The sequence below is a fragment of the Pseudomonas syringae pv. tomato str. DC3000 genome (genome assembly GCF_000007805.1).
GTDB lineage: Bacteria > Pseudomonadota > Gammaproteobacteria > Pseudomonadales > Pseudomonadaceae > Aquipseudomonas > Aquipseudomonas avellanae.
This window is the reverse complement of record NC_004578.1, coordinates 5,138,988-5,159,945: the sequence shown is the minus strand read 5'-3', so window position 1 is coordinate 5,159,945 and position 20,958 is coordinate 5,138,988. Positions and strand designations below refer to the sequence as shown.

General features: G+C 58.8%; 16 protein-coding genes and 1 pseudogene. 5 read left to right on the top strand and 12 right to left on the bottom strand.

Annotated features, from left to right (window positions below; all coding sequences use genetic code 11):
- Window positions 1–2: 2 nt before the first annotated feature.
- The 12 genes and pseudogenes from tnpB to PSPTO_RS23580 form a co-directional block, all read right to left on the bottom strand.
- A complete protein-coding gene (gene tnpB / locus PSPTO_RS23635; RefSeq protein WP_003409203.1) occupies window positions 3–362 on the bottom strand; it encodes an IS66 family insertion sequence element accessory protein TnpB in 360 nt (119 codons plus the stop codon).
- An 84-nt stretch (window positions 363–446) separates the two neighbouring features.
- Window positions 447–761, bottom strand: a pseudogene (locus PSPTO_RS23630) (ATP-binding cassette domain-containing protein); the annotation flags it as partial.
- The gene (locus PSPTO_RS23625; protein WP_011105060.1) at window positions 761–1,729 is read right to left on the bottom strand and encodes an ABC transporter ATP-binding protein; all 969 of its coding nucleotides are present in this window, start codon (window positions 1,727–1,729) and stop codon (window positions 761–763) included. The gene PSPTO_RS23625 and the pseudogene PSPTO_RS23630, both read right to left, overlap by 1 nt.
- Before the next feature lie 10 nt (window positions 1,730–1,739).
- Window positions 1,740–2,651, bottom strand: a complete 912-nt coding sequence (locus PSPTO_RS23620; RefSeq protein ID WP_007243753.1) for an ABC transporter permease subunit — start codon at window positions 2,649–2,651, stop codon at window positions 1,740–1,742.
- A 10-nt stretch (window positions 2,652–2,661) separates the two neighbouring features.
- Entirely contained in the window at window positions 2,662–3,672 is a 1,011-nt protein-coding gene (locus PSPTO_RS23615; RefSeq protein WP_005769384.1) for an ABC transporter permease subunit, read from the bottom strand.
- Window positions 3,673–3,746: 74 nt separating this feature from the next.
- Window positions 3,747–5,342 carry an ABC transporter substrate-binding protein gene (locus PSPTO_RS23610; protein WP_005769383.1) on the bottom strand — a complete coding sequence of 532 codons (1,596 nt, stop codon included), beginning with the start codon at window positions 5,340–5,342 and terminating at the stop codon, window positions 3,747–3,749.
- Window positions 5,343–5,407: 65 nt separating this feature from the next.
- Window positions 5,408–6,787 (bottom strand): OprD family porin, encoded by a 1,380-nt coding sequence (locus PSPTO_RS23605; protein ID WP_005769381.1) that lies wholly within the window; start codon window positions 6,785–6,787, stop codon window positions 5,408–5,410.
- Between the two features lie 155 nt (window positions 6,788–6,942).
- Window positions 6,943–8,535: an ABC transporter substrate-binding protein gene (locus tag PSPTO_RS23600; RefSeq protein WP_011105059.1), complete on the bottom strand. Its 1,593-nt coding sequence runs from the start codon at window positions 8,533–8,535 to the stop codon at window positions 6,943–6,945.
- A gap of 329 nt (window positions 8,536–8,864) precedes the next feature.
- Complete coding sequence (locus PSPTO_RS23595; protein WP_011105058.1) at window positions 8,865–10,487, bottom strand: ABC transporter substrate-binding protein; 1,623 nt, start codon at window positions 10,485–10,487, stop codon at window positions 8,865–8,867.
- Between the two features lie 257 nt (window positions 10,488–10,744).
- Window positions 10,745–12,352 carry an ABC transporter substrate-binding protein gene (locus tag PSPTO_RS23590; protein WP_011105057.1) on the bottom strand — a complete coding sequence of 536 codons (1,608 nt, stop codon included), beginning with the start codon at window positions 12,350–12,352 and terminating at the stop codon, window positions 10,745–10,747.
- Window positions 12,353–12,448: 96 nt separating this feature from the next.
- Window positions 12,449–14,005: an HET-C-related protein gene (locus PSPTO_RS23585; RefSeq protein WP_044393109.1), complete on the bottom strand. Its 1,557-nt coding sequence runs from the start codon at window positions 14,003–14,005 to the stop codon at window positions 12,449–12,451.
- A gap of 207 nt (window positions 14,006–14,212) precedes the next feature.
- On the bottom strand, window positions 14,213–14,926 hold the full coding sequence (locus PSPTO_RS23580; protein ID WP_005769371.1) for an SIMPL domain-containing protein: 714 nt from the start codon (window positions 14,924–14,926) through the stop codon (window positions 14,213–14,215).
- A gap of 193 nt (window positions 14,927–15,119) precedes the next feature.
- On the opposite strand from PSPTO_RS23580, the gene PSPTO_RS23575 reads away from it, so the two are divergent.
- The 5 genes from PSPTO_RS23575 to kdgD all read left to right on the top strand — a co-directional run bounded on the left by PSPTO_RS23575 (window position 15,120) and on the right by kdgD (window position 20,811).
- Complete coding sequence (locus PSPTO_RS23575) at window positions 15,120–16,379, top strand: ATP-binding protein (protein ID WP_011105055.1); 1,260 nt, start codon at window positions 15,120–15,122, stop codon at window positions 16,377–16,379.
- Window positions 16,376–16,939 carry a response regulator transcription factor gene (locus tag PSPTO_RS23570; RefSeq protein ID WP_003395104.1) on the top strand — a complete coding sequence of 188 codons (564 nt, stop codon included), beginning with the start codon at window positions 16,376–16,378 and terminating at the stop codon, window positions 16,937–16,939. The genes PSPTO_RS23575 and PSPTO_RS23570 overlap by 4 nt, the downstream gene beginning before the upstream one ends.
- An 89-nt stretch (window positions 16,940–17,028) precedes the next feature.
- A complete protein-coding gene (locus tag PSPTO_RS23565; RefSeq protein WP_011105053.1) occupies window positions 17,029–18,762 on the top strand; it encodes an ABC transporter ATP-binding protein/permease in 1,734 nt (577 codons plus the stop codon).
- A gap of 97 nt (window positions 18,763–18,859) precedes the next feature.
- The gene (locus PSPTO_RS23560; protein ID WP_007243745.1) at window positions 18,860–19,609 is read left to right on the top strand and encodes a FadR/GntR family transcriptional regulator; all 750 of its coding nucleotides are present in this window, start codon (window positions 18,860–18,862) and stop codon (window positions 19,607–19,609) included.
- Between the two features lie 290 nt (window positions 19,610–19,899).
- Window positions 19,900–20,811, top strand: a complete 912-nt coding sequence (gene kdgD / locus PSPTO_RS23550) for a 5-dehydro-4-deoxyglucarate dehydratase (protein ID WP_005620479.1) — start codon at window positions 19,900–19,902, stop codon at window positions 20,809–20,811.
- The last annotated feature ends 147 nt before the right edge of the window (window positions 20,812–20,958 follow it).

The following is a 20,958-nucleotide window of genomic DNA, read 5'->3' as shown; positions in this document are numbered from 1 at the left end:
CGTCAGGCAACAAACCTTGGAGTCAAAATCTTATGAGGACGGTTGCGCCACAGATCAAATCCATCCAGCAGCCAATTCAATTCCTGAACCGTCAGCACAATGGCTTCGTCGACATCATCTGGCGAGATTTTGAAACGCTCGGACTCGAGACGCTTGAGCCAAAGGCAGAAGCCGTTACGCTCCCAATACAAAATCTTCACTCGATTCCGGGATTTGTTGAGAAAGACAAAGAGCACCGGATCAAAGACCGCCACTTTAATATCCAACTCGACCAAAGCAGCTAAGCCATCGATGGATTTTCTGAAATCCACGGGTTTGGGATAGAGGTAGACTTTCTCGACTTTGGCGTCGGGTCGCATCATGGTGCTGGCTCCTGAAAGAAAACGGGAGCACAGCATCAGGCGTCAGCCAGTGGCTTGAAATGTGGGGTTCGTGGATCGGATACGGTTGAGTGAGGCGTAAGGGCTCTGGAAAACCATCTGCACGTCTTTGCGCAATTGCTTGCGCTCAGACTTGCTGGCCCCGGTCACTTCCTGGCCGGCGATTTTCAGCGAGCCGGAGGACGGCTCTTCAATCAGCGTCAGGGCGCGGGCCAGGGTCGATTTGCCGCAGCCGGACTCACCGACCACCGCCAGTGTCTTGCCGGCTTCCAGCTCGAAAGACACGCCGTTGAGCGCGCGCACCAGCGCTGTGCCTTTGAACAGGCCGCGAGAAACTTCGTAGTGACGGGTAAGGTCGCGGGCGGTAAGTACGATGCTCATTACGCCACCTCCTGATTCAAGGGATAAAAGCAGCGCGACAGGCTATGCGCCTTGGGGTCCAGGCCGGGACGTTCGGTTCGGCAGTTGTCGCGCACATACGGGCAGCGCGGCGACAGCAGGCAGCCTTGCGGACGGTCATAACGCCCCGGGACCATGCCCGGCAGCGTGGCGAGGCGTTCGGCGCCCATGCTGTGCTCGGGAATGGCCGCCAGCAGAGCCTCGCTGTACGGGTGACCGGGGACGTCGAACAGCCCTGGCACCTGACCCACTTCAACAGCTTGACCGGCGTACATCACGCAAACACGCTGCGCGGTTTCCGCCACCACCGCCAGGTCGTGCGTGATCAGCACCAGCGCCATGTCCTGCTCTTTTTGCAGGCTCAGCAGCAGTTCCATGATCTGCGCCTGAATGGTCACGTCCAGCGCGGTGGTCGGTTCGTCGGCGATCAGCAGCTTGGGCTCGCCGGCGATGGCCATGGCAATCGCCACACGCTGGCTCATGCCGCCCGACAATTGGTGCGGGTAGGCATTCAGACGCGCAGCGGCGCCTGGGATTTCGACTTTTTCCAGCAGCTCCAGCGCGCGCTGGCGGGCTGCCTTGCCCGACATGTTCAGGTGCTGGCGCAGGACTTCCTCGATCTGGAAACCCACGGTGTAGCTGGGGTTCAGCGCGGTCATCGGGTCCTGGAAAACCATCGCCATTTCTTTGCCGATGATGCGGCGACGCTGCCGGGAGTTGAGCTTGAGCAGGTCATTGCCGTCGAAATTGAGCGCGTCAGCGGTGATGATGCCGGGGGAATCGATCAGCCCCATCAGCGCCATCATGGTCACGGACTTGCCGGAACCCGATTCGCCAACGATGGCCAGTACTTCGCCCCTGTCAACGCTCAGGGACAGGCCGTCCACAACAGGTACGGCCTTGGCGTCGCCGAAGCGGACGTTGAGATTCTTGATTTCAAGAAGTGACATGCGAATCTCCTCAGGCGGCGTTCTTGAGTTTCGGGTCCAGCGCATCGCGCAGACCGTCGCCCATCAGGTTGATTGCCAGCACGCTGAGCAAAATGGTCAGACCGGGCAGGCTCACGACCCACCAGGCACGTTCGATGTAGTCGCGCGCCGAGGCGAGCATGGTGCCCCACTCAGGCGTCGGCGGTTGTACGCCAAGGCCCAGGAAGCCCAGCGCTGCGGCGTCGAGAATGGCCGAGGAAAAACTCAGGGTTGCCTGAACGATCAGCGGTGCCATGCAGTTGGGCAGCACGGTGATGAACATCAGGCGCGGCAAGGTTGCACCGGCCAGACGCGCAGCGGTCACGTAGTCGCGGTTCAGTTCGCCCATCACCGCAGCGCGGGTCAGACGAACATAGGACGGCAGCGACACGATGGCGATCGCGATCACGGTGTTGATCAGGCCAGGGCCGAGAATGGCCACGATGGCCACCGCCAGCAGCAGCGACGGCAGGGCCAGCATGATGTCCATCAGGCGCATGACCGACGGGCCAAGCACGCGCGGGAAGAAACCCGCCAGTAGGCCGAGCAGGATGCCGGGGATCAGCGACATGACCACCGATGCCAGACCGATCAGCAGCGACAGGCGCGAGCCCTGAATCAGGCGCGACAGCAGATCGCGGCCCAGTTCGTCGGTGCCGAGCAGGAACTGCCATTGACCGCCTTCGAGCCACACCGGAGGGGTCAGCAGGAAGTCACGGTATTGCTCGCTCGGGTCATGTGGCGCAACCCAAGGGGCAAACAGGGCGCAGAACACGATCAGGATCATGAACAGCAGGCCGGCAACCGCGCCTTTGTTCCTGGAGAACGCTTGCCAGAATTCTTTGTACGGGGATGGGTAAAGCAGGCTTTGATCGACTGCTACCGCAGGAGTAGGGGTGCTCATATCGATGATCTCAGCGCTGGTGACGAATGCGTGGGTTGGCAAAGCCGTAGAGGATATCCACCACGAAGTTGACCAGGATCACCAGACAGGCGATCAGCAGAATGCCGTTTTGCACGACCGGATAGTCCCGTGCGCCGATGGCTTCGATCAGCCACTTGCCGATACCCGGCCAGGAGAAGATCGTTTCGGTCAGGACCGCACCGGCCAGCAGAGCACCGACTTGCAGGCCGAACACGGTCAGCACTGGAATCAGCGCGTTGCGCAGGCCGTGCACGAACACTACACGAGCAGGTGACAGGCCTTTGGCCCGGGCGGTACGCACGTAGTCTTCACGCAGCACTTCAAGCATCGAGGAGCGGGTCATCCGGGCGATTACCGCCAGCGGGATGGTGCCCAGCACGATGGCCGGAAGAATCAGGTGATGCAGTGCATCGAGAAACGCGCCTTGCTCGTCACTGAGCAGGGTGTCGATCAGCATGAAACCGGTGACTGGCGGGATGTCGTACAACAGGTCGATGCGCCCGGAAACCGGGGTCCAGCCCAGGGTTACCGAGAAGAACATGATGAGGATCAGGCCCCACCAGAAGATCGGCATGGAATAGCCGGCCAGGGAAATCCCCATGACCCCATGATCGAACAGGGACCCTCGCTTGAGTGCGGCGATGACGCCGGCCAGCAAGCCGAGGATGCCTGCGAAAATCAGTGCTGCCAGCGACAACTCCAGGGTTGCCGGGAACAGCGAGGTGAATTCGCTCCAGACGCTGGTGCGCGTACGCAGCGATTCACCGAGATCGCCCTGGGCGAGCTTGCCGATGTAATCGATGTACTGGGCATACAGCGGTTTGTTCAGGCCAAGACGTTCCATGGCCTGAGCGTGCATTTCCGGATCGACCCGGCGTTCACCCATCATGACTTCGACCGGGTCGCCCGGAATCAGACGAATCAGCGCGAACGTCAACAAGGTGATGCCGAAGAAAGTGGGTATCAGCAACCCCACTCGGCGGGCGATAAAACTAAACATCTTGGTGTGTACCTCATCAGCCGGTTAGGCGTACTCCGGCGAGTCTCGGGTTATGAGCTCGCCGGATTGTTTTTCTACTTCACCCTGGTAGTGGTGAAGTTGTTATTGGTCAGCGGGCTTATTTGAAAGCCTTCGACATCTTTGCGCATTGCAACGAACAGTTTCGGGTAAGCCAGGCTGATCCAGGGCTGTTCGTGATTGAACACTTGTTGAGCCTGCTTATAGAGGGCGGCACGTTCCGCTGGTTCGGTTATTTTCCGGGCTTGAGTGATTGCGTCCTCGAACGCCTTGTTGCACCAGCGGGCATAATTCTCACCATTTTTGGCCGCGTCGCAGCTCAGGTTGGGGGTCAGGAAGTTATCCGGATCGCCATTGTCGCCAGCCCACCCTGCAAACACCATGTCATGTTCGCCATTTTTGGCGCGCTTGAGCATTTCGCCCCATTCCATGATGCGAATGTCTATCTTGATCCCGACCTTGGCCATGTCCGATTGAAGCATCTGTGCGCCTACCATCGGGTTGGGGTTGGTCACGGCTCCGCCATTGCGAGCAAACAGGGTGAAGACCTGGCCCTCGGGTACTCCAGCTTCCTTGAGCAGTGCACGGGCCTTGTCAGGATCGTATGCGGGACTCTTGCTGTCGGTGTCATAACCCATCATGGTCGGTGGATACGGGCCAACACCCTCAGTGGCCTTGCCTTCGCCAAACAGCGCCCTGATGTAGGACTTCTTGTCGAAGGCCAGATTGATCGCTTGCCGCACACGCACATCGCTCAGGTATTTGTGCGAGGTGTTGATAGCCACGTAGCTGGTCATCATGGACTCCATCTCGTCGATCTTGAGATTGGGGTCGGCCTTGATGTTGGCAATATCGTCAGGTTTTGGGTAAAGCGCAACCTGACATTCATTCGCCTTGAGCTTTTGCAGGCGTGTGTTGTTGTCCAGAGTGATGGCAAATATCAGCGTTTCACTCGGCACCTTGCCTTTCCAGTAATCCGGGTTGGCTTTATAGCGGACCTGAGCGTCTTTGGCATAGCGAGTCAGGATGAACGGGCCAGTGCCAATCGGTTTGCTGTTGAATTCGGCGGTCTTGTTATTCTTGAGCAACTGATCGGCGTATTCGGCGGAATAGATCGAGGTGAACGGCATTGCCAGATCACGCAGGAAGGGCGACTCGGGGTGCGCGAGGGTGAACTTGACGGTGGAGTCGTCAACTTTTTCTACGTCTTTGAGCAAGTCCTGGAAGCCCATGCTTTCAAAATAGGGGTAGCCGACCAGCGAAAGTGCGTGCCACGGATGCTTGGGGTCCAGCTGGCGCTTGAAGCTCCAGACCACGTCGTCGGCATTCATTTCGCGGGTGGGCTTGAAGTAGTCGGTGGTGTGGAATTTGACGCCTTTTCGCAGCTTGAAGGTGTACGTCAGACCGTCGGGGCTGATGTCCCAGCTTTCAGCCAGGCCCGGTACAGTATCGGTAGTGCCTGGAGTGAAGGCTACCAGGCGTTCAAGAATGGTTTCGGCCGAGGCATCTGCCGTTACGGCAGTCGAATACTGCACGATATCGAAACCTTCAGGACTCGCCTCGGTGCAGACCACCAGGGGTTTGGCCGAAACGGTTGCGGCGGCGCTGAGCAGCGCAATGGCAATCGACGCGCGGAGCGATAGCAGTTTCAATAGAAGCCTCCTTGTTGATAAAAGAAGCCGCGACTGACCTGTGTCAGTCACGGCTTCGGGATCGCTTAAAGAATGTTGAATGGAACAGTGGTCACCAGACGGAATTCGTTGATGTTGCCATCAGCCTGATTCTCGCTGGCGCGGTGAGTGGTGTAGGTCGCGCGAATAGCGGTGGCCTTGAGCGGGCCGGACTGCACCGAGTAGGACGAACCGATGCCGTATTCGTAGTGGGTTTCGCCGTCCATTGCCAGCACGTCGGTGTAGCCGGTGCCTTTGTAATGCGTACCGTCGATGTCCCAGCCGCGCGCCTGGTAGATGTTGAACTTAAGGCCCGGCACGCCGTATTCGGCCATGTTCAGCACGTAAGCGATCTGCAGGGATTTCTCGTTCGGGCCGTTGAAGTCCGAGAGCAGGGAGTTGGCCAGGAAAATCGCGTTGGTGTCGTGGGCGTAGTCGAAGTATTCGTTACCGTTCACTTCCTGATAGGCAAGGCTGACGCTGTGCGCGTTGTGCGTACCGGTGAAGGAAAGGCTATAGGTATCGTTGTCGATTGCGCCCAGTTTGCTCTGACCCGCATCCTTGGTCTTGTAGTAGTTCAGATTGGTGCTCAGCGCGAAGACCTTGCTGTCACCCAGTTCGTGGGTGAACCCGAAGTAGTACTGGTGCCAGAAATCTTCCAGGTTCGACGCATAGAAGCTGGCAGTCAGGCTGTCGGTCGGCTTGTAGTCACCACCGAACATGTCCAGACGGTCGGCGGTCTGGCTGCGATCACCGTACTCGGAGCGGAACTTGTCCAGGCTCTGTTCCATACGTGGCGATACACGGTCGAAACTACCGGCTTGAAAGGACAGGTTATTCAGCTCGTCGCTCTGTACGGCAACACCCTGGAAGCTGGAGGGCAGTGCGCGGTTGCCGATGAAGGCGATAACCGGGGTGTTCACCGATTGGCGACCCATGGTCAGAACCGTGTTGGAGACCCGCGCCTTGACGTTGCCCAGACCCATCTTGCTCCACTGACCGACTGCATCGCCGTCGCGGTGTGCCAGGGTACGGTTGGAGCTGCCTGCAAAGTCATCGGTGTCACGGTCCAGCGCAATGGCGTTGTACAGCGCCAGTTCGGTGGAGAAACCTACAACGCCCTGGGTATAACCCGAGGTGTAGTTGACGATGGTGCCCTGCTGCCAGTTGATGCGACGCGAGGTCTGCTCGGCAGTGCCATTGTCGTTGTAGCGGAACACTTCGCCGCGACGCTTGAGTTCATTGGCGTACCAGTTACGGGTCGTGCCGGTCAGGTGTTGATCTTCGATAAAGCCGTTGGCGTCGGCCTGTGCGTTCTTGGAACTCAGCTCGGTCGGTATGAACGTCTGGCTTGCCGGTTCAGCCTGAACCAGTGCGCCGAACGATGAGAGAGACAATGCCAATAACGCAGTGCTGGTTGTTTTCACGATATGCAGCTCCCTTATCACTTTTTTATATGCCAGTTTTTTGAACCCGGCTTTTGGTGGTGCAGGACTTTGGGTCCTGCGTTGTTATAGGTATCGACGCGCAAGTGCCCGCGCTCGCCGTGAAACAAGACGGCGAGCGTGTGCGGAGTTCTCTATCAATCGGCGATGCTCACGCCCGAAAAGTTGTTGCGGCCAAACGGGCTGACGTGGAAGTCCCTGACCTCGGCGCGCAACGGCTGATTGACGGTGGAGTGGGCCACCGGGGTAATCGGCACCTGCTCCTTGAGGTAGCGCTGCGCCTGTTGGTACAGGTCGGTGCGCTTCTCTCGGTCGGTGGTCGCGACGGCCGCCTTGACCAGTTGGTCGTATTTTTCGTCGCACCACATCGAGTAGTTGTTGCCGCCAATCGCCGCGCAGCTGTACAGCGTGCCCAGCCAGTTGTCCGGGTCACCGTTGTCCCCGGTCCAGCCGATCAGCGAGATATCGTGCTCGCCGTTCTTGGTGCGTTTGAGGTATTCGCCCCATTCGTAACTGACGATTTTGACCTTGATACCCACCTTGGCCCAGTCGGCCTGAAGCATTTCGGCCATCAGCTTGGCGTTGGGGTTGTAAGGACGCTGAACCGGCATGGCCCACAGGGTCAGTTCGGTGCCTTCCTTGATGCCCGCGGCACGCAACAGGGTCCTGGCTTTTTCCGGGTCGTAAGGTGCGTCCTTGATGCTGGCGTCATAGGACCACTGGGTCGGTGGCATGGCGTTGACTGCCAGTTGCCCCGCGCCCTGGTAAACCGCGTTGATGATGGCTTTCTTGTTGACGGCCATGTCCAGCGCCTGACGCACTTCCAGCTTGCCCAGCGGTTCGTGGCGCACGTTGTAGGCGATGTAGCCGAGGTTTAAACCTGGCTTCTCGATAATCTGCAGGCTTTTGTCTTCCTTGAGCTTGGCGAGGTCTGCCGGACGCGGGTTGACCGACACCTGGCACTCGTCGGCCTTGAGCTTTTGCATGCGCGCCGAGGCGTCGGTCACGATGGCGAAGATCAACTGGTCGATTTTTACCCGGCTCGGGTCCCAGAACTCCTTGTTGCCCTTGTAACGAATCTGCGAGTCCTTCTGGTAGCGCTGAAACACGAACGGCCCGGTACCGATAGGCTGTTGATTGATGTCGCGCACATCACCTTTGGCCATCAGCTGTTCGGCGTACTCGGCGGAGAGAATGCCGGCAAAGTTCATCGCGATGTTCTGGATGAATGCCGCATCGACCATGTTGAGGGTGAACACCACGGTCAGCGGGTCGGTCTTCTCGACGGACTTGATCTTCTTGTTCAGGCCCATACTGGTGAAGTAGGGGAACTCGGTCGGGTAAGCGACGCGAAACGGGTGGTCAGGTTTGAGCATTCGATTGAAGGTGAAGACCACGTCGTCGGCATTGAAATCACGGCTGGGGGTGAAGTTCTTGTTGCTGTGAAACTTCACGCCTTCGCGCAGATGAAACCTGTAGGTCAGGCCGTTCTCTGAAACATCCCATGAGGTCGCCAGCGCAGGCACCACCGTGGTATCGCCCTGCTTGAATTCGGTCAGGCGGTTGTAGATCGGCTCTGACGCGTCATTATCGGTGGAGGAGGTGTACTGCGCGCCGTCAAAGCCCGCAGGACTCGCTTCCGAGCAGAACACCAGATTGCTTGCCGCCTGGGTAAAAGGGGCCAGAGCCAAAAGCCCAAGGCATGACGTCACTGCAAGCGTTTTACGCATGATGATCCCTATCCTTAAAAGGACGAGCCAAGGCTCGAATGTCTGACTGGCCCAAAACCGCCAACCCGAAAAAGATTTCCGAACAGCCCGTCCGCACACATTGAGTTACAGCGGCTGCGGGGCGGCTGGCTTCCTGCCAGTTGCCACCACCTCAGGACGGTAATTCGTCAGGAGCGCGCGGTATATAGGCTCAAAGGCAGCAAAGTGTGTAGGAAATATCTTAGTGATAGTCGCAGAGTGCTGATGAAGACACTTTTCAACTAACCAACAGGTCTCTTGCTCGGGTAGAGCGGGAACTGCGCCGCATAAGCAGCGCAGTCAAACCGCTGTTACTTCACGCTGACACCGTAGAAGGAATTCAAGCCAAACGGGCTGATCTTGAAGTCCTGTACGCTGGTGCGCATGGGTTGGTAGACAGTTGAGTGCGCGATAGGCGTCATCGGCACGGCGTCTTTCAGGAGGTGTTGCGCCTGTTTGTACAGTTCGGTGCGCTTGGCCTGATCAGGCGTCTGTTTTGCCTGATGGATCAGCGTGTCGAAAGGCTTGTCGCACCACTTGGCAAAGTTGTTGCCATTGAGTGCGTCGCAGCCAAACAGGGTGCCGAGCCAGTTGTCCGGATCACCATTGTCACCGCTCCAGCCAATCAGCATGGCGCCGTTTTCACCATTCTTGGCGCGCTTGATGTACTCGCCCCATTCATAGCTGACGATCTTGGCGCTGATACCGATCTTCTTCCAGTCGGCCTGGAGCATTTCGGCCATCAGTTTGGCGTTGGGGTTGTAAGGACGCTGAACCGGCATTGCCCAAAGGGTAATTTCGGTGCCTTCCTTGATGCCCGCTTCCTTGAGCAGTTGGCGAGCCTTCTCGGGATCATACTTGGCATCCTTGATGGTGGTGTCGTAAGACCACTGGGTCGGCGGCATGGCGTTGACCGCCAATTGACCTGCACCCTGGTAAACCGAGTCGATGATCTGCTGCTTGTTGACTGCCATGTCCAGTGCCTGACGCACTTTCAGCTGAGCCAGCGGGTTTGGATGGTCTTCGCCTTTGATCTGAGGCATCACGTTGTAGGCGATGTAACCCAGGTTGAAGCCAGCCTGATCCGGCATCTTCAGATTCTTGTCGGCCTTGAGGGGGGCGAGGTCGGCAGGACGCGGATAAGCGGTGATCTGGCATTCGTTTTTCTTGAGCTTCTGCATGCGCACCGATGCGTCGGTGGTGATGGCGAAGATCAGGTTGTCGACTTTGACGTCCTCAGGCTTCCAGTAATCCTTGTTGCCGGTGTAGCGGATGTTGGAGTCTTTCTGGTAGCTCTTGAACACGAACGGACCAGTGCCGATCGGCTGCTGGTTGATCAGTTCCGGCTTGCCTTCCTTGAGCAGCTTGGCGGCGTACTCTGCGGACTGGATGGACGCGAAGCTCATCGCCATGTTCTGGATGAACGCGGCGTCGACCTTGCCCAGAACGAACTTGACGGTGTGGTCGTCGACTTTTTCGATCTTGGTGATGTTGGTGTCCATCGCCATGTCGGTGAAGTACGGGAATTCGGTCGGATACGCTTTGCGGTAAGGCATGTCCTTGTCGATCATGCGATTGAAGGTGAACAGCACGTCATCGGCGTTGAATTCGCGGGTCGGCTTGAAATAGGACGTGGTGTGGAACTTGACGCCTTCACGCAAATGGAAGGTGTACGTCAGGCCGTCTTCCGAGATGTCCCATTTTGTTGCCAGGCCTGGCACAACGGCGGTGCCGCCACGCTCAAACTGGCTCAAACGGTTGAAGATGGTCTCGGCCGAGGCGTCGAAATCGGTACCTGTGGTGTATTGACCCGGATCGAAGCCGGCAGGGCTGCCCTCGGAGCAGAACACCAGGTTCGATGCTGCGTGAGCGAAAGGTGCACTGGCGAGCAAGCTGGCGCCGACCAGAAACGGAATGACCGCGTGTTTGAGCATGGTTGCCTCAGTTGTTGTCATTTTTGATTAGAGGGAACGACCTCGTGAGCCGATCCGTCCGATACTTATGCAGGGGCCATACCCAAAGCAAGACAGTGACGCCAAAGAAGCGACAAAGAGTGGCACGATCGTACAAGAATGTCGCGAAAGTGTAACTTTCTTGAGAGTTGATCGTTTGCGCGACGCTTTTTCGATTGTTTCGCGCACCAATAAGGCGCAACCGGGTGAGAAAAATGCACCCGGTTGGCGCTGTGTTGTTACTTCACTGTTCCCAGGCTGACACCATAAAACGGTGTCAGGCCGAAGGGACTGATCTTGAAGTCCTGCACTTCCTGGCGCATTGGCTGGAACACCTTCGAGTTGGCAATCGGAGTGATCGGCACCTGCTGCTTGAGGATGTGCTGGGCCTGTTGATAGAGCTTGATGCGTTCATCCCGGCTGGTTGTGAGCTTGGCCTGTTGCACCAGCTTGTCGTAAGCCGGGTCGCACCATTTGGCGTAGTTGCTGCCCTTGACGGCTGCACAGCTGTAAAGCACGCCGAGCCAGTTGTCAGGATCGCCGTTGTCACCGGTCCAGCCGTAGATCATCGCGTCATGCTCGCCCGCCTTGGCGCGCTTGATGTACTCGCCCCACTCGTAACTGACGATGTTGGCCTTGATGCCGATCTTGTCCCAATCCGACTGGATCATCTGTGCCGACATGCGTGCGTTGGGGTTGGAGGCGCGCTGTACTGTCATGGCCCACAGATCAATCTTCGTACCCGGTGCCACGCCTGCTTCCTTGAGCAACTGCCTGGCCTTGGTCGGGTCGTAAGGCGCGTCCTTGATGGTCGGGTCATAGCTCCACTGACCTGGCGGCAGGGCGTTTTCGGCCAACTGACCGGCGCTCTGATACACGGCCTTGATGATCGCCGGTTTGTCGATGGCCATGTCCAGCGCCTGATGCACCTTGAGCTGGTCCAGCGGCGCATGGGTAACGTTGTAGGCCAGGAACCCCAGGTTGAAACCTGCCTGGCTGAGGACCTTCAGTTTCGGGTCCTTTTTCATCTCTTCGATGTCTTGCGGGCGCGGGTAGCCGCTCACCTGGCACTCGCCGGCCTTGAGCTTCTGCATGCGCACGGCGGCATCGCTGCTGATCGAGAAGATCAGGTTGTCGATTTTCACGTCCTCGGGCTTCCAGTACTCGGTATTGCCGGTGTACCGGATCTGCGAGTCTTTCTGGTAGCGCTTGAATACGAACGGCCCGGTGCCGATCGGCTTCTGGTTCAGCTCGTCTGCCTTGCCTTCCTTGAGCAGCTTGCCCGCGTATTCGGCGGACTGAATGGAAGCAAAGCTCATGGCCAGGTTCTGCACGAACGCGGCATCGGTGTTGTTCAGCGTGAACCTGACGGTCTGCGCATCGACTTTATCGACGCTCTTGATCGTGGTGTTCAGGCCCATGTCGGTAAAGTACGGCGACTCCGACGGGTAGGCCTTGCGGAACGGGTGGTTGGCGTCGAGCAGGCGGTTGAACGTGAACAACACGTCATCGGCATTGAACGTACGGGTCGGGGTGAAATAGTCCGTGGTGTGGAACTTCACGCCGTCGCGCAGGTGGAAGGTGTACGTCAGGCCGTCCGGCGAAACGTCCCAGCGCGTCGCCAGGCCCGGTTCCACTTCGGTGCCGCCGCGCTTGAACTGGGTCAGGCGGTTGAAGACGGTCTCGGCCGAGGCATCGAAGTCCGTCCCGCTGGTGTACTGGCTGGGGTCGAAACCCGCCGGGCTGGCTTCCGAGCAATACACCAGCGTGCTTGCCGCCTGTGCCAGTGGTGCGCAGGCCAGCAGCGCGGTCGTCAGCAGCAGCGGTTTGAAGAGTGTGTGTCCCATGGATCCCTCGCGTGGTACGGCAATAACCGTGCTTGAATATCGACAATCAGATAGGCAACGGATAGTGCCGTACTTGGTCGGGATCGGACAATACACTTACTTGCCGGTCATTCTCGCCCACAAGTCCGCCAACGAGGTGCTTTCGAAAAATACGTTCAGAAAGTTGCTGCTGTCCTGGCTGAAACGCTGCAAGTCTTTCTTCGCGTGGCGCTGCAATTGGGTCCGGGTCTGGTCCAGCTCGCTCTTGAGTGCGGCACGTTCGATTTGCGCCGGATTAGCCTCTGCCCATTCACGGACGACAGCGTCCTGCCAGTCACAGTCCATCGGGTGAGTGAAAAACCGTGCGGCAACGCGAGCCGGATGCTCGGCCCCCTCTTTGCCGTGCCATTGACCCAGTACGGCCTGACCCACTTGCAGCACGGCTTTTCGGGCGAGGGTTGCGGCGAGTACATGCAACGGGTGCTGCGCGTGATCTTTGGCCAGTTGTGAATGTGACGGGTCGGTCGAGCCGCTGGTATTGGGATCTTCGTTGAGCAGGGTTTGCAGATCGTCGACGCTGTTACCCAGCCAGACGGCCAGGCTCTGCATGGCGATACCGAAAGCATTGCCAAGCAAGCGCCCCGGTGTGCCGATGAATGCGTAAAACCTTTCCACCTGCTCGGAAAACGGCTGGCTTGCCCATTGGTCGCGTGCTTCCAGAAAGGCCTCGTAGCCCGCAAGCAATCCCGGTTCCGGGTGCTCGCCGAGGATGATCTGGATAATCTGGTCGCGCTCATAACGTTCTCCAGCCCTGAACGCTTCAAACGGTTTGTCCTTTGGCGAGAACAATATCCTGCCAAGCGGTTCGGCGAGGCTGGCGATGATATCGCTGCCGCCGAACGTGCCGGTCACCAGTGGCAACGGGTGCTTGCAGTTTGCCTTGGACGTCCAGGGCAGCACACGGGTATGGCCGAGCTTGATCAGGCTCAGTTCTGCGAAGTTGGAGTGGGCGAAGAAATCCTCGAGAATATGCAGCGCCGCGCCCATGTCCCGCAGACCGTCAGTGGATTGTGGACCTGCGTTTACGGCCGACTCCAGGCCGGCGACCATGATGTCCACCGAGCGCTGAATGTAACGCTTCATCGAGGTGTCATGATCGACCTGCAAGACCGGGTCATCGGGCTGTAGCCAGTCGTCAAAGTCGGCGTCGCGCTCTTTGGGGTTGGCCGGTTCGGGATTGATGGTCCTCGGGTTGTCGATGTGTTCACCGGGGCGATAGACACCAAGTCGCTCCGGTGTCACGACAAAACGCGAGCGGTCTATCCGCATCAGGTCGGTGAACTCTTTCACCGCCAGCACATCCACGATGCGGGTCAGCGCCTGGCGGGACAGCAGGTCCGGAAAGCTCTTCGGCATGGTCTTCGCCCGGACGATTTTCGGGTCCAGCAGTTGCGAATAATCGCGCAACCAGTTGCCGAAATAGATCGCGCGGATTTCTTCATGCCTGAAACCGGCAGATTCGAGAACCGCCTCGATAGCGCCGTGCGTATGTGTGTGTTCGTCGCCTTTTCCGGCTTCAAATCGCAAGGGGGTGGGCAGCGGCTCGGCGTTTGTATTCATAGCCTGGTCAGTGTCAGCGGCAAAACGTTCGGAGGTGCCGTCCGGGCGGTTCATCCTTGATTCCTTGTAGGTAAACAAGCGCTGGCCGTATCGCTCGGTCAGGGCGGTGGTATGCGAAGTGAGTGGGTAGTTTCGCGGACGGGGAGGCTTGTCGCCAATCAGATGACACGCCAGCAAACGTAGGAGATTGCCGAGGCGCAGAGGGGCCCGGAGAGGAGGGAGGTGGGAAGTTGGCGGCAGTCGAAACTGCCGCCCTGCGAATCAAGGAATCGCGACTTCGATCACGCCATCGGCCGCAACGCTGACCTGGCTGGTGCCGGCTTCGACATCGGGCGTCGGTGCCGACTCATCACGCGAGGATTTTGCCATCATCATGACCGGCGCACGCAGATACGGCTGCGGGTAGCCCGAGGTGTTGAGGTTCAGGTTGACCAGTTTGTAGCCCTTGCCGCCCAGCGCCTCGGTCACCAACTGTGCACGCGCCTTGAAGGCTGTTACGGCGTCCTTGAGCAGCGCGTCTTCGCTGGTCTTGCGGGTGGATGGCGAGATCGAAAAGTCCATGCCGCCCATTTTCAGGTCTGTCAGCAGTTCGCCGGTCAGTTTGGACAGCACCGCAAAGTCCGCGCTTTCGAGGCGCAGCTCGGCGCGTTCACGCCAGCCGGTGATCTTCTGCCCTTTGTCGTCGTAGACCGGATAGCTGTTGCGGCTGCCCTGGCGAATCTTCACGTCCTTGACCTGTCGCGCCTGACCCAGCGCTTTGTTCAGGGTTTCAGTGATTTGCGCCGCCAGTCTGGCCGGGTCGCTGTCCTGCGCTTCGGTATAAAGAGTGACGAGCATCAGGTCGCGCTGGACTTCCTGATTGACCTCGGCACGCAGGGAAATCTGGTTGTAGCGGGCTTCTTCAGCCAGCGCTGGCAGGCTGGACAGGGCGGCGGCCAGCGCGACGAGCGTGGCAGCAGGGCGAAGATTGAACATGAAGGCTCCTTGTTATCAAACGGCCAGCCGACAAGTGTCGGGCGGCGCAAAGTGTTCTGACTGTAGCGCTTTGGCCCGGTTCCTGCGATGCCGGACTGTTCGGGTGTGTGGCGCGTTGACGCACTTTTCCAGTTTTGCCTCGCGCTTGGTTATACTCGCTGCGATCCGCCTGGAGCACTCATCAGGAGAGCTCATGCTCGCCCCCGTTCAAATGCTTTCGGCCACACGGCAAAACCTGTGGCGCCTGACATTCATCCGTATTCTGGTGCTGGCCGCGCAAGCCGGCTCGGTCGGTATCGCGTGGTTGTTCGACTTTCTGCCCCTGCCGTGGCTGCAGTTGTCTATCACCCTGGCCTGCTCGCTGGTGCTGTGCGGGCTGACCGTCATCCGCCTGCGCACATCGTTGCCGCTCACCGAGCTTGAGTACGCCTTGCAACTGGCGCTCGATCTGCTGATCCACAGTGCATTGCTGTACTACTCGGGCGGCTCGGCCAACCCGTTCGTTTCCTATTACCTGGTGCCGCTGACCATTGCCGCCGCGACCTTGCCGTGGCGCTATTCGCTGATTCTGTCGGGCTTTGCGCTGACCATGTACACCCTGTTGATGGTTCGTTCATACCCGCTGGAAACCGACTCGATTGCCCGTGAAAACATGCAGGTGTATGGCATGTGGCTGAGTTTTGCGCTGGCAGCGTCGGTCATCACCTTTTTTGCGGCAAAGATGGCCGAAGAGCTGCGTCGTCAGGAGCAACTGCGTGCCGAGCGTCGGGAGGAGGGCCTGCGCGATCAACAGTTGCTCGCTGTCGCCACCCAGGCAGCAGGTGCGGCGCATGAACTGGGTACGCCGTTGGCGACCATGAGCGTATTGCTCAAGGAAATGCGCCAGGACCACAGCGACCCTGCATTGCAGGAAGACCTGTCGGTGCTGCAGGAGCAGGTCAAACAGTGTAAGCAGACTCTCCAGCAACTGGTACGTGCCGCCGAAGCCAATCGGCGCATGGCCGTGGAGCAGCAGCCCGCCACCCGCTGGCTGGACGAGTCGCTTAACCGTTGGCATCTGATGCGCCCGGAAGTGAGTTACCGCTTCTATCAATTGGGCAAGGGTGATGTGCCCATGCTGGCACCGCCGCCAGACCTGACCCAGGCGCTGCTCAACCTGCTCAACAATGCCGCCGACGCCTGCCCCGATGGTCTGCAAGTCAACCTGAACTGGGACAGTGCAGAGGTCTGCATCAGCATTCGTGACCACGGCGCAGGTGTGCCGCTGGCCATTGCCGAGCAGATCGGCAAACCGTTCTTTACTACCAAAGGCAAAGGTTTCGGCCTGGGTCTGTTCCTGAGCAAGGCCAGCGTCACCCGTGCGGGTGGCTCGGTAAAGCTCTACAGTCATGAAGAAGGCGGTACGCTCACCGAGTTGCGCCTGCCCCGAGAAACACGAGGAGAAGAAGCATGAGTGACGATGACATCCAGGTCGAAGGCGAAGAGCTGCCGCACCTGTTGCTGGTCGATGACGACGCGACATTCACCCGTGTGATGGCGAGGGCCATGAGCCGTCGCGGTTTTCGCGTTAGCACCGCAGGTTCCGCTGAAGAAGGCCTGGCACTGGCGCAGCAGGATATTCCTGAATATGCCGCGCTGGACCTTAAAATGGATGGCGATTCCGGTCTGGTGCTGCTGCCCAAACTGCTGGAAATGGACCCGGACATGCGCGTGGTGATTCTCACCGGTTATTCGAGCATCGCCACGGCGGTCGAGGCCATCAAGCGCGGCGCGTGCAATTACCTGTGCAAGCCGGCGGATGCCGACGATGTGCTGGCGGCCTTGCTGTCCGAGCACGCCAACCTCGACACCCTGGTGCCCGAGAATCCGATGTCGGTGGACCGCTTGCAGTGGGAGCACATTCAGCGCGTGCTGACCGAGCACGAAGGCAATATTTCGGCGACCGCGCGGGCGCTGGGCATGCACCGCCGGACCTTGCAGCGCAAGTTGCAGAAGCGCCCGGTCAGGCGTTGATGAAGGTTTTTTCATAGTGGTCGTGTAGGCGTTTTTTTGCTTCATTGTGCTCAGGCATCGTACGTTCAAAGAGAGCGAGCCTGACCCACATGAATCGCAATGCTGAATATTCTGCCGTCAACGATACTGTGAAAGGGGCGTTTTTCCCCCGTGTATGGAAGCTGATAACGCCGTATTGGCGCAGCGAAGAAAAGACCATTGCCTGGCTGTTGCTGGTCTCGGTGATTGCCCTGTCGCTGTTCAGCGTGCAGGTTTCGGTCCTGTTCAACAGTTGGTACCGGGACTTTTACAACGCCCTGCAAAACAAGGATCTGGCGGCGTTCACGCACCTGATCCTGTACTTCAGCGGCATTGCCGCCATCGCTATTCTGGCTGCGGTGTATCGCCTGTACCTGACTCAACTACTGACCATTCGCTGGCGCCGCTGGCTGACCGAGCAGCATTTCGCCCGCTGGCTCGAACACAAGAATTACTACCACCTGGAGCAGGGCGGCTATACCGATAACCCTGACCAGCGTCTGTCCGAAGACCTCAACGAGTTCACCACCAGTACCCTGAGCCTGGGGCTTGGCCTGATGAGCTCGGTCGTCAGCCTGGTGTCGTTCTCGGTCATTCTCTGGGGCGTGTCGGGCAGCATCGAACTGTTCGGTATCACGATCCCTGGCTACATGTTCTGGGCGGCCATGCTCTACGCGATCGTCGGCAGTCTGCTGACGCACTGGATCGGCAAGCGCCTGATCCCGCTGAACAACCAGCAGGAACGTTACGAGGCGGACCTGCGTTTTGCGCTGGTACGTGTGCGGGAAAACGCCGAAAGCATCGCCTTGTGCGAGGGCGAGCGCAACGAAAACCAGCGCCTCAGCGGGCGGTTTTCGATGATCTGGAACAACTTTCGGGCCTCGATGAAAGTCCAGAAGCGGCTGACCTTTTTTACCTCCGGCTATTCGCAGATCGCCCTGATCTTTCCCTTTATCGTCGCTGCACCGCGGTATTTCGCGGGCAAGATCGAGCTGGGTGATCTGATGCAGATCAACTCGGCATTCGGCAATGTGCAGGAGAACTTCAGCTGGTTCATCAGCGCCTACAGCACGCTGGCGTCGTGGCGCGCCACCTGTGACCGTCTGCTCAGTTTCCGCCAGGCCCTGACCGACCATGAAGCGCAGCAGCCCGCCATCGAACGGGTTCACGCCGACGATGCGCTGGACCTGCGCAATCTGGGCCTGAGCATTGCGGGCGGTCGACAACTGCTTAGCGAGGCTGACTTGCACATCGCCGCAGGTGAGCGGGTCATGCTCAGTGGTCGTTCGGGCAGCGGCAAAAGCTCGTTGCTGAGGGCGCTGGGCGGATTGTGGCCACACGGCTCAGGGCAGATTCGCTTGCCGGCAGAGCCTGCGTTGTTTTTGCCGCAACGGCCTTATCTGCCGATTGGCACGTTGCGTGAGGCGATGAGTTATCCACAGTCAGCAGATCACTATTCGCCGGAGCGCTTTGCCGACGCGCTGAAAAAGTGTCGGCTGGAGCATTTGATTCCGCGTCTGGATGAAAGCAATCACTGGCAGCGCTTTCTGTCGCCAGGCGAGCAGCAACGGATGGCGTTCGCTCGAGCCCTGTTGGTGGCGCCGCGCTGGCTGTACATGGATGAAGCCACCTCGGCCATGGACGAAGAAGACGAGGCCGCCATGCACCGAGTGATCATCGACGGGCTGCCCGGCCTGACATTGTTCAGCATCGGACACCGCAGCAGCCTCAAGCGCTTCCATAGCCGGCATGTGCGCGTCGAGGACGGCAAATTGATCGAACAGGCGGCGTCTGGAGCGGTTTGAAGCTGATTCTGTAAGGCCGGCGCTGCTTTGAGGGTGTGATCACCTAACCGCTGAGCTATGATTAGCCCTTGTTTAGCAGTCCAGAGATCGATGTTGGATGGAAAATCAAAGCGCTCCACCCCGCGCCCGTAGAAAACACCGCAGCCTCGCGCAGGAGTTGGTGACTGAGTTATCCGAGCGTATTCGCAGCGGTCAGCTCAAGCGTGGCGATAAACTGCCCACTGAATCCGCGATCATGGAAGAGCAGGGCGTCAGCCGCACGGTGGTGCGCGAGGCGATCTCGCGCTTGCAGGCCTCCGGTCTGGTCGAGACCCGTCACGGGATCGGTACCTTTGTGCTGGACACGCCTAGCCCTAGCGGCTTTCGCATCGATCCGGCGACCATCGTCACCCTGCGTGATGTGCTGGCGATTCTTGAATTGCGTATCAGCCTGGAAGTCGAGTCGGCGGGGCTGGCAGCTCAGCGTCGCAGTGATGAGCAGCTTGCAGCGATGCGCGCGGCGCTGGACGCACTCAACGAAAGCGCTGCGCATGCGACGGATGCGGTGGCGTCGGACTTCCAGTTCCATCTGCAGATTGCGCTGTCGACCGGCAACCGCTACTTCACGGACATCATGACCCATCTGGGCACCAGCATCATTCCGCGTACACGGCTGAATTCGGCGCGTCTGGCCCATGATGATCAACAGCACTACATGGATCGCCTGAGCCGCGAGCACGAAGAAATCTTCGACGCCATCGCCCGCCAAGACTCCGACGCCGCCCGCGCTGCCATGCGCCTGCACCTGACCAACAGTCGCGAACGCCTGCGCCACGCGCATGAAGAAGCAGAATCGCAGCGGGCCTGAGGTTTAAAAGAGGATGCAGAGCGTCCAGAACTGCATGCGACGCAGAGCGTCGCACGACAGTCGCAGTTGAGGTTATCGTTCCGCACGCTCCAGCCCGGGAATGCCTTGCGTGACGCTCTGCGTCAAAAATCTACGCTGCATCGCAGGAGTCAAAACCTGCCCCGTTCCCTCCCGCTGAAAAAACCCGAAATCCCTGTTGAGTGATTCCATTATCAGTTGTACGATGACTTACGACATCGGCACTGACCCGGTGATCTTCTAACAATTATGTCCTCCAGGGTGTTCGAATAATGAATCCACAAGAACTGAAGTCCATCCTCTCTTCCGGTCTGCTGTCTTTCCCGGTTACCGATTTCAATGCTCAGGGCGATTTCCATCGCGCGGGCTACATCAAACGCCTCGAGTGGCTGGCTCCGTATGGCGCAAGCGCTCTGTTCGCTGCCGGCGGTACAGGTGAGTTCTTCTCCCTGGCAGCCAGCGAATACTCCGAAATCATCAAGACTGCCGTTGATACTTGCGCCACCAGCGTGCCGATTCTGGCCGGTGTAGGCGGTGCAACCCGTCAGGCCATCGAGTACGCTCAGGAAGCCGAGCGCCTGGGGGCCAAAGGCCTGTTGCTGCTGCCGCACTACCTGACCGAAGCCAGCCAGGACGGCGTTGCCGCCCACGTTGAAGCCGTCTGCAAGTCGGTCAAGATTGGCGTGGTGGTCTACAACCGTAACGTTTGCCGCCTGACGCCAACCCTGCTGGAACAACTGGCCGAGCGTTGCCCTAACCTGATCGGTTACAAGGATGGCCTGGGCGATATCGAACTGATGGTTTCGATCCGTCGCCGCCTCGGTGATCGCTTCTCGTACCTGGGCGGCCTGCCGACTGCCGAAGTCTACGCCGCTGCCTACAAGGCGCTGGGCGTGCCGGTCTACTCGTCTGCGGTATTCAACTTTGTGCCGAAACTGGCGATGGACTTCTACCACGCCATTGCCCGTGACGATCATGAGGCGGTCGGCAAGTACATCGATGATTTCTTTCTGCCTTATCTGGAAATCCGCAACCGCAAGGCTGGCTATGCCGTGAGCATCGTCAAGGCCGGTGCAAAAATCGCTGGCTACGATGCAGGCCCGGTTCGCGCGCCACTGACTGACCTGACCCCGGACGAGTGCGACATGCTCGCCGCACTGATGGACAAGCAAGGCAAGCAGTAACACTTCTGGAGATAGAGCCGCTGAGCGATCAGCGGCTTTGTCGTTGGATTGCATGACCCTTACAGGTGGCAGATGTCGTCGCCGCGACGCTGCCAAGGGGCCTGTGACGCTACACCCAAAAAACAGCTTTACCCGCGTAAAAAAATA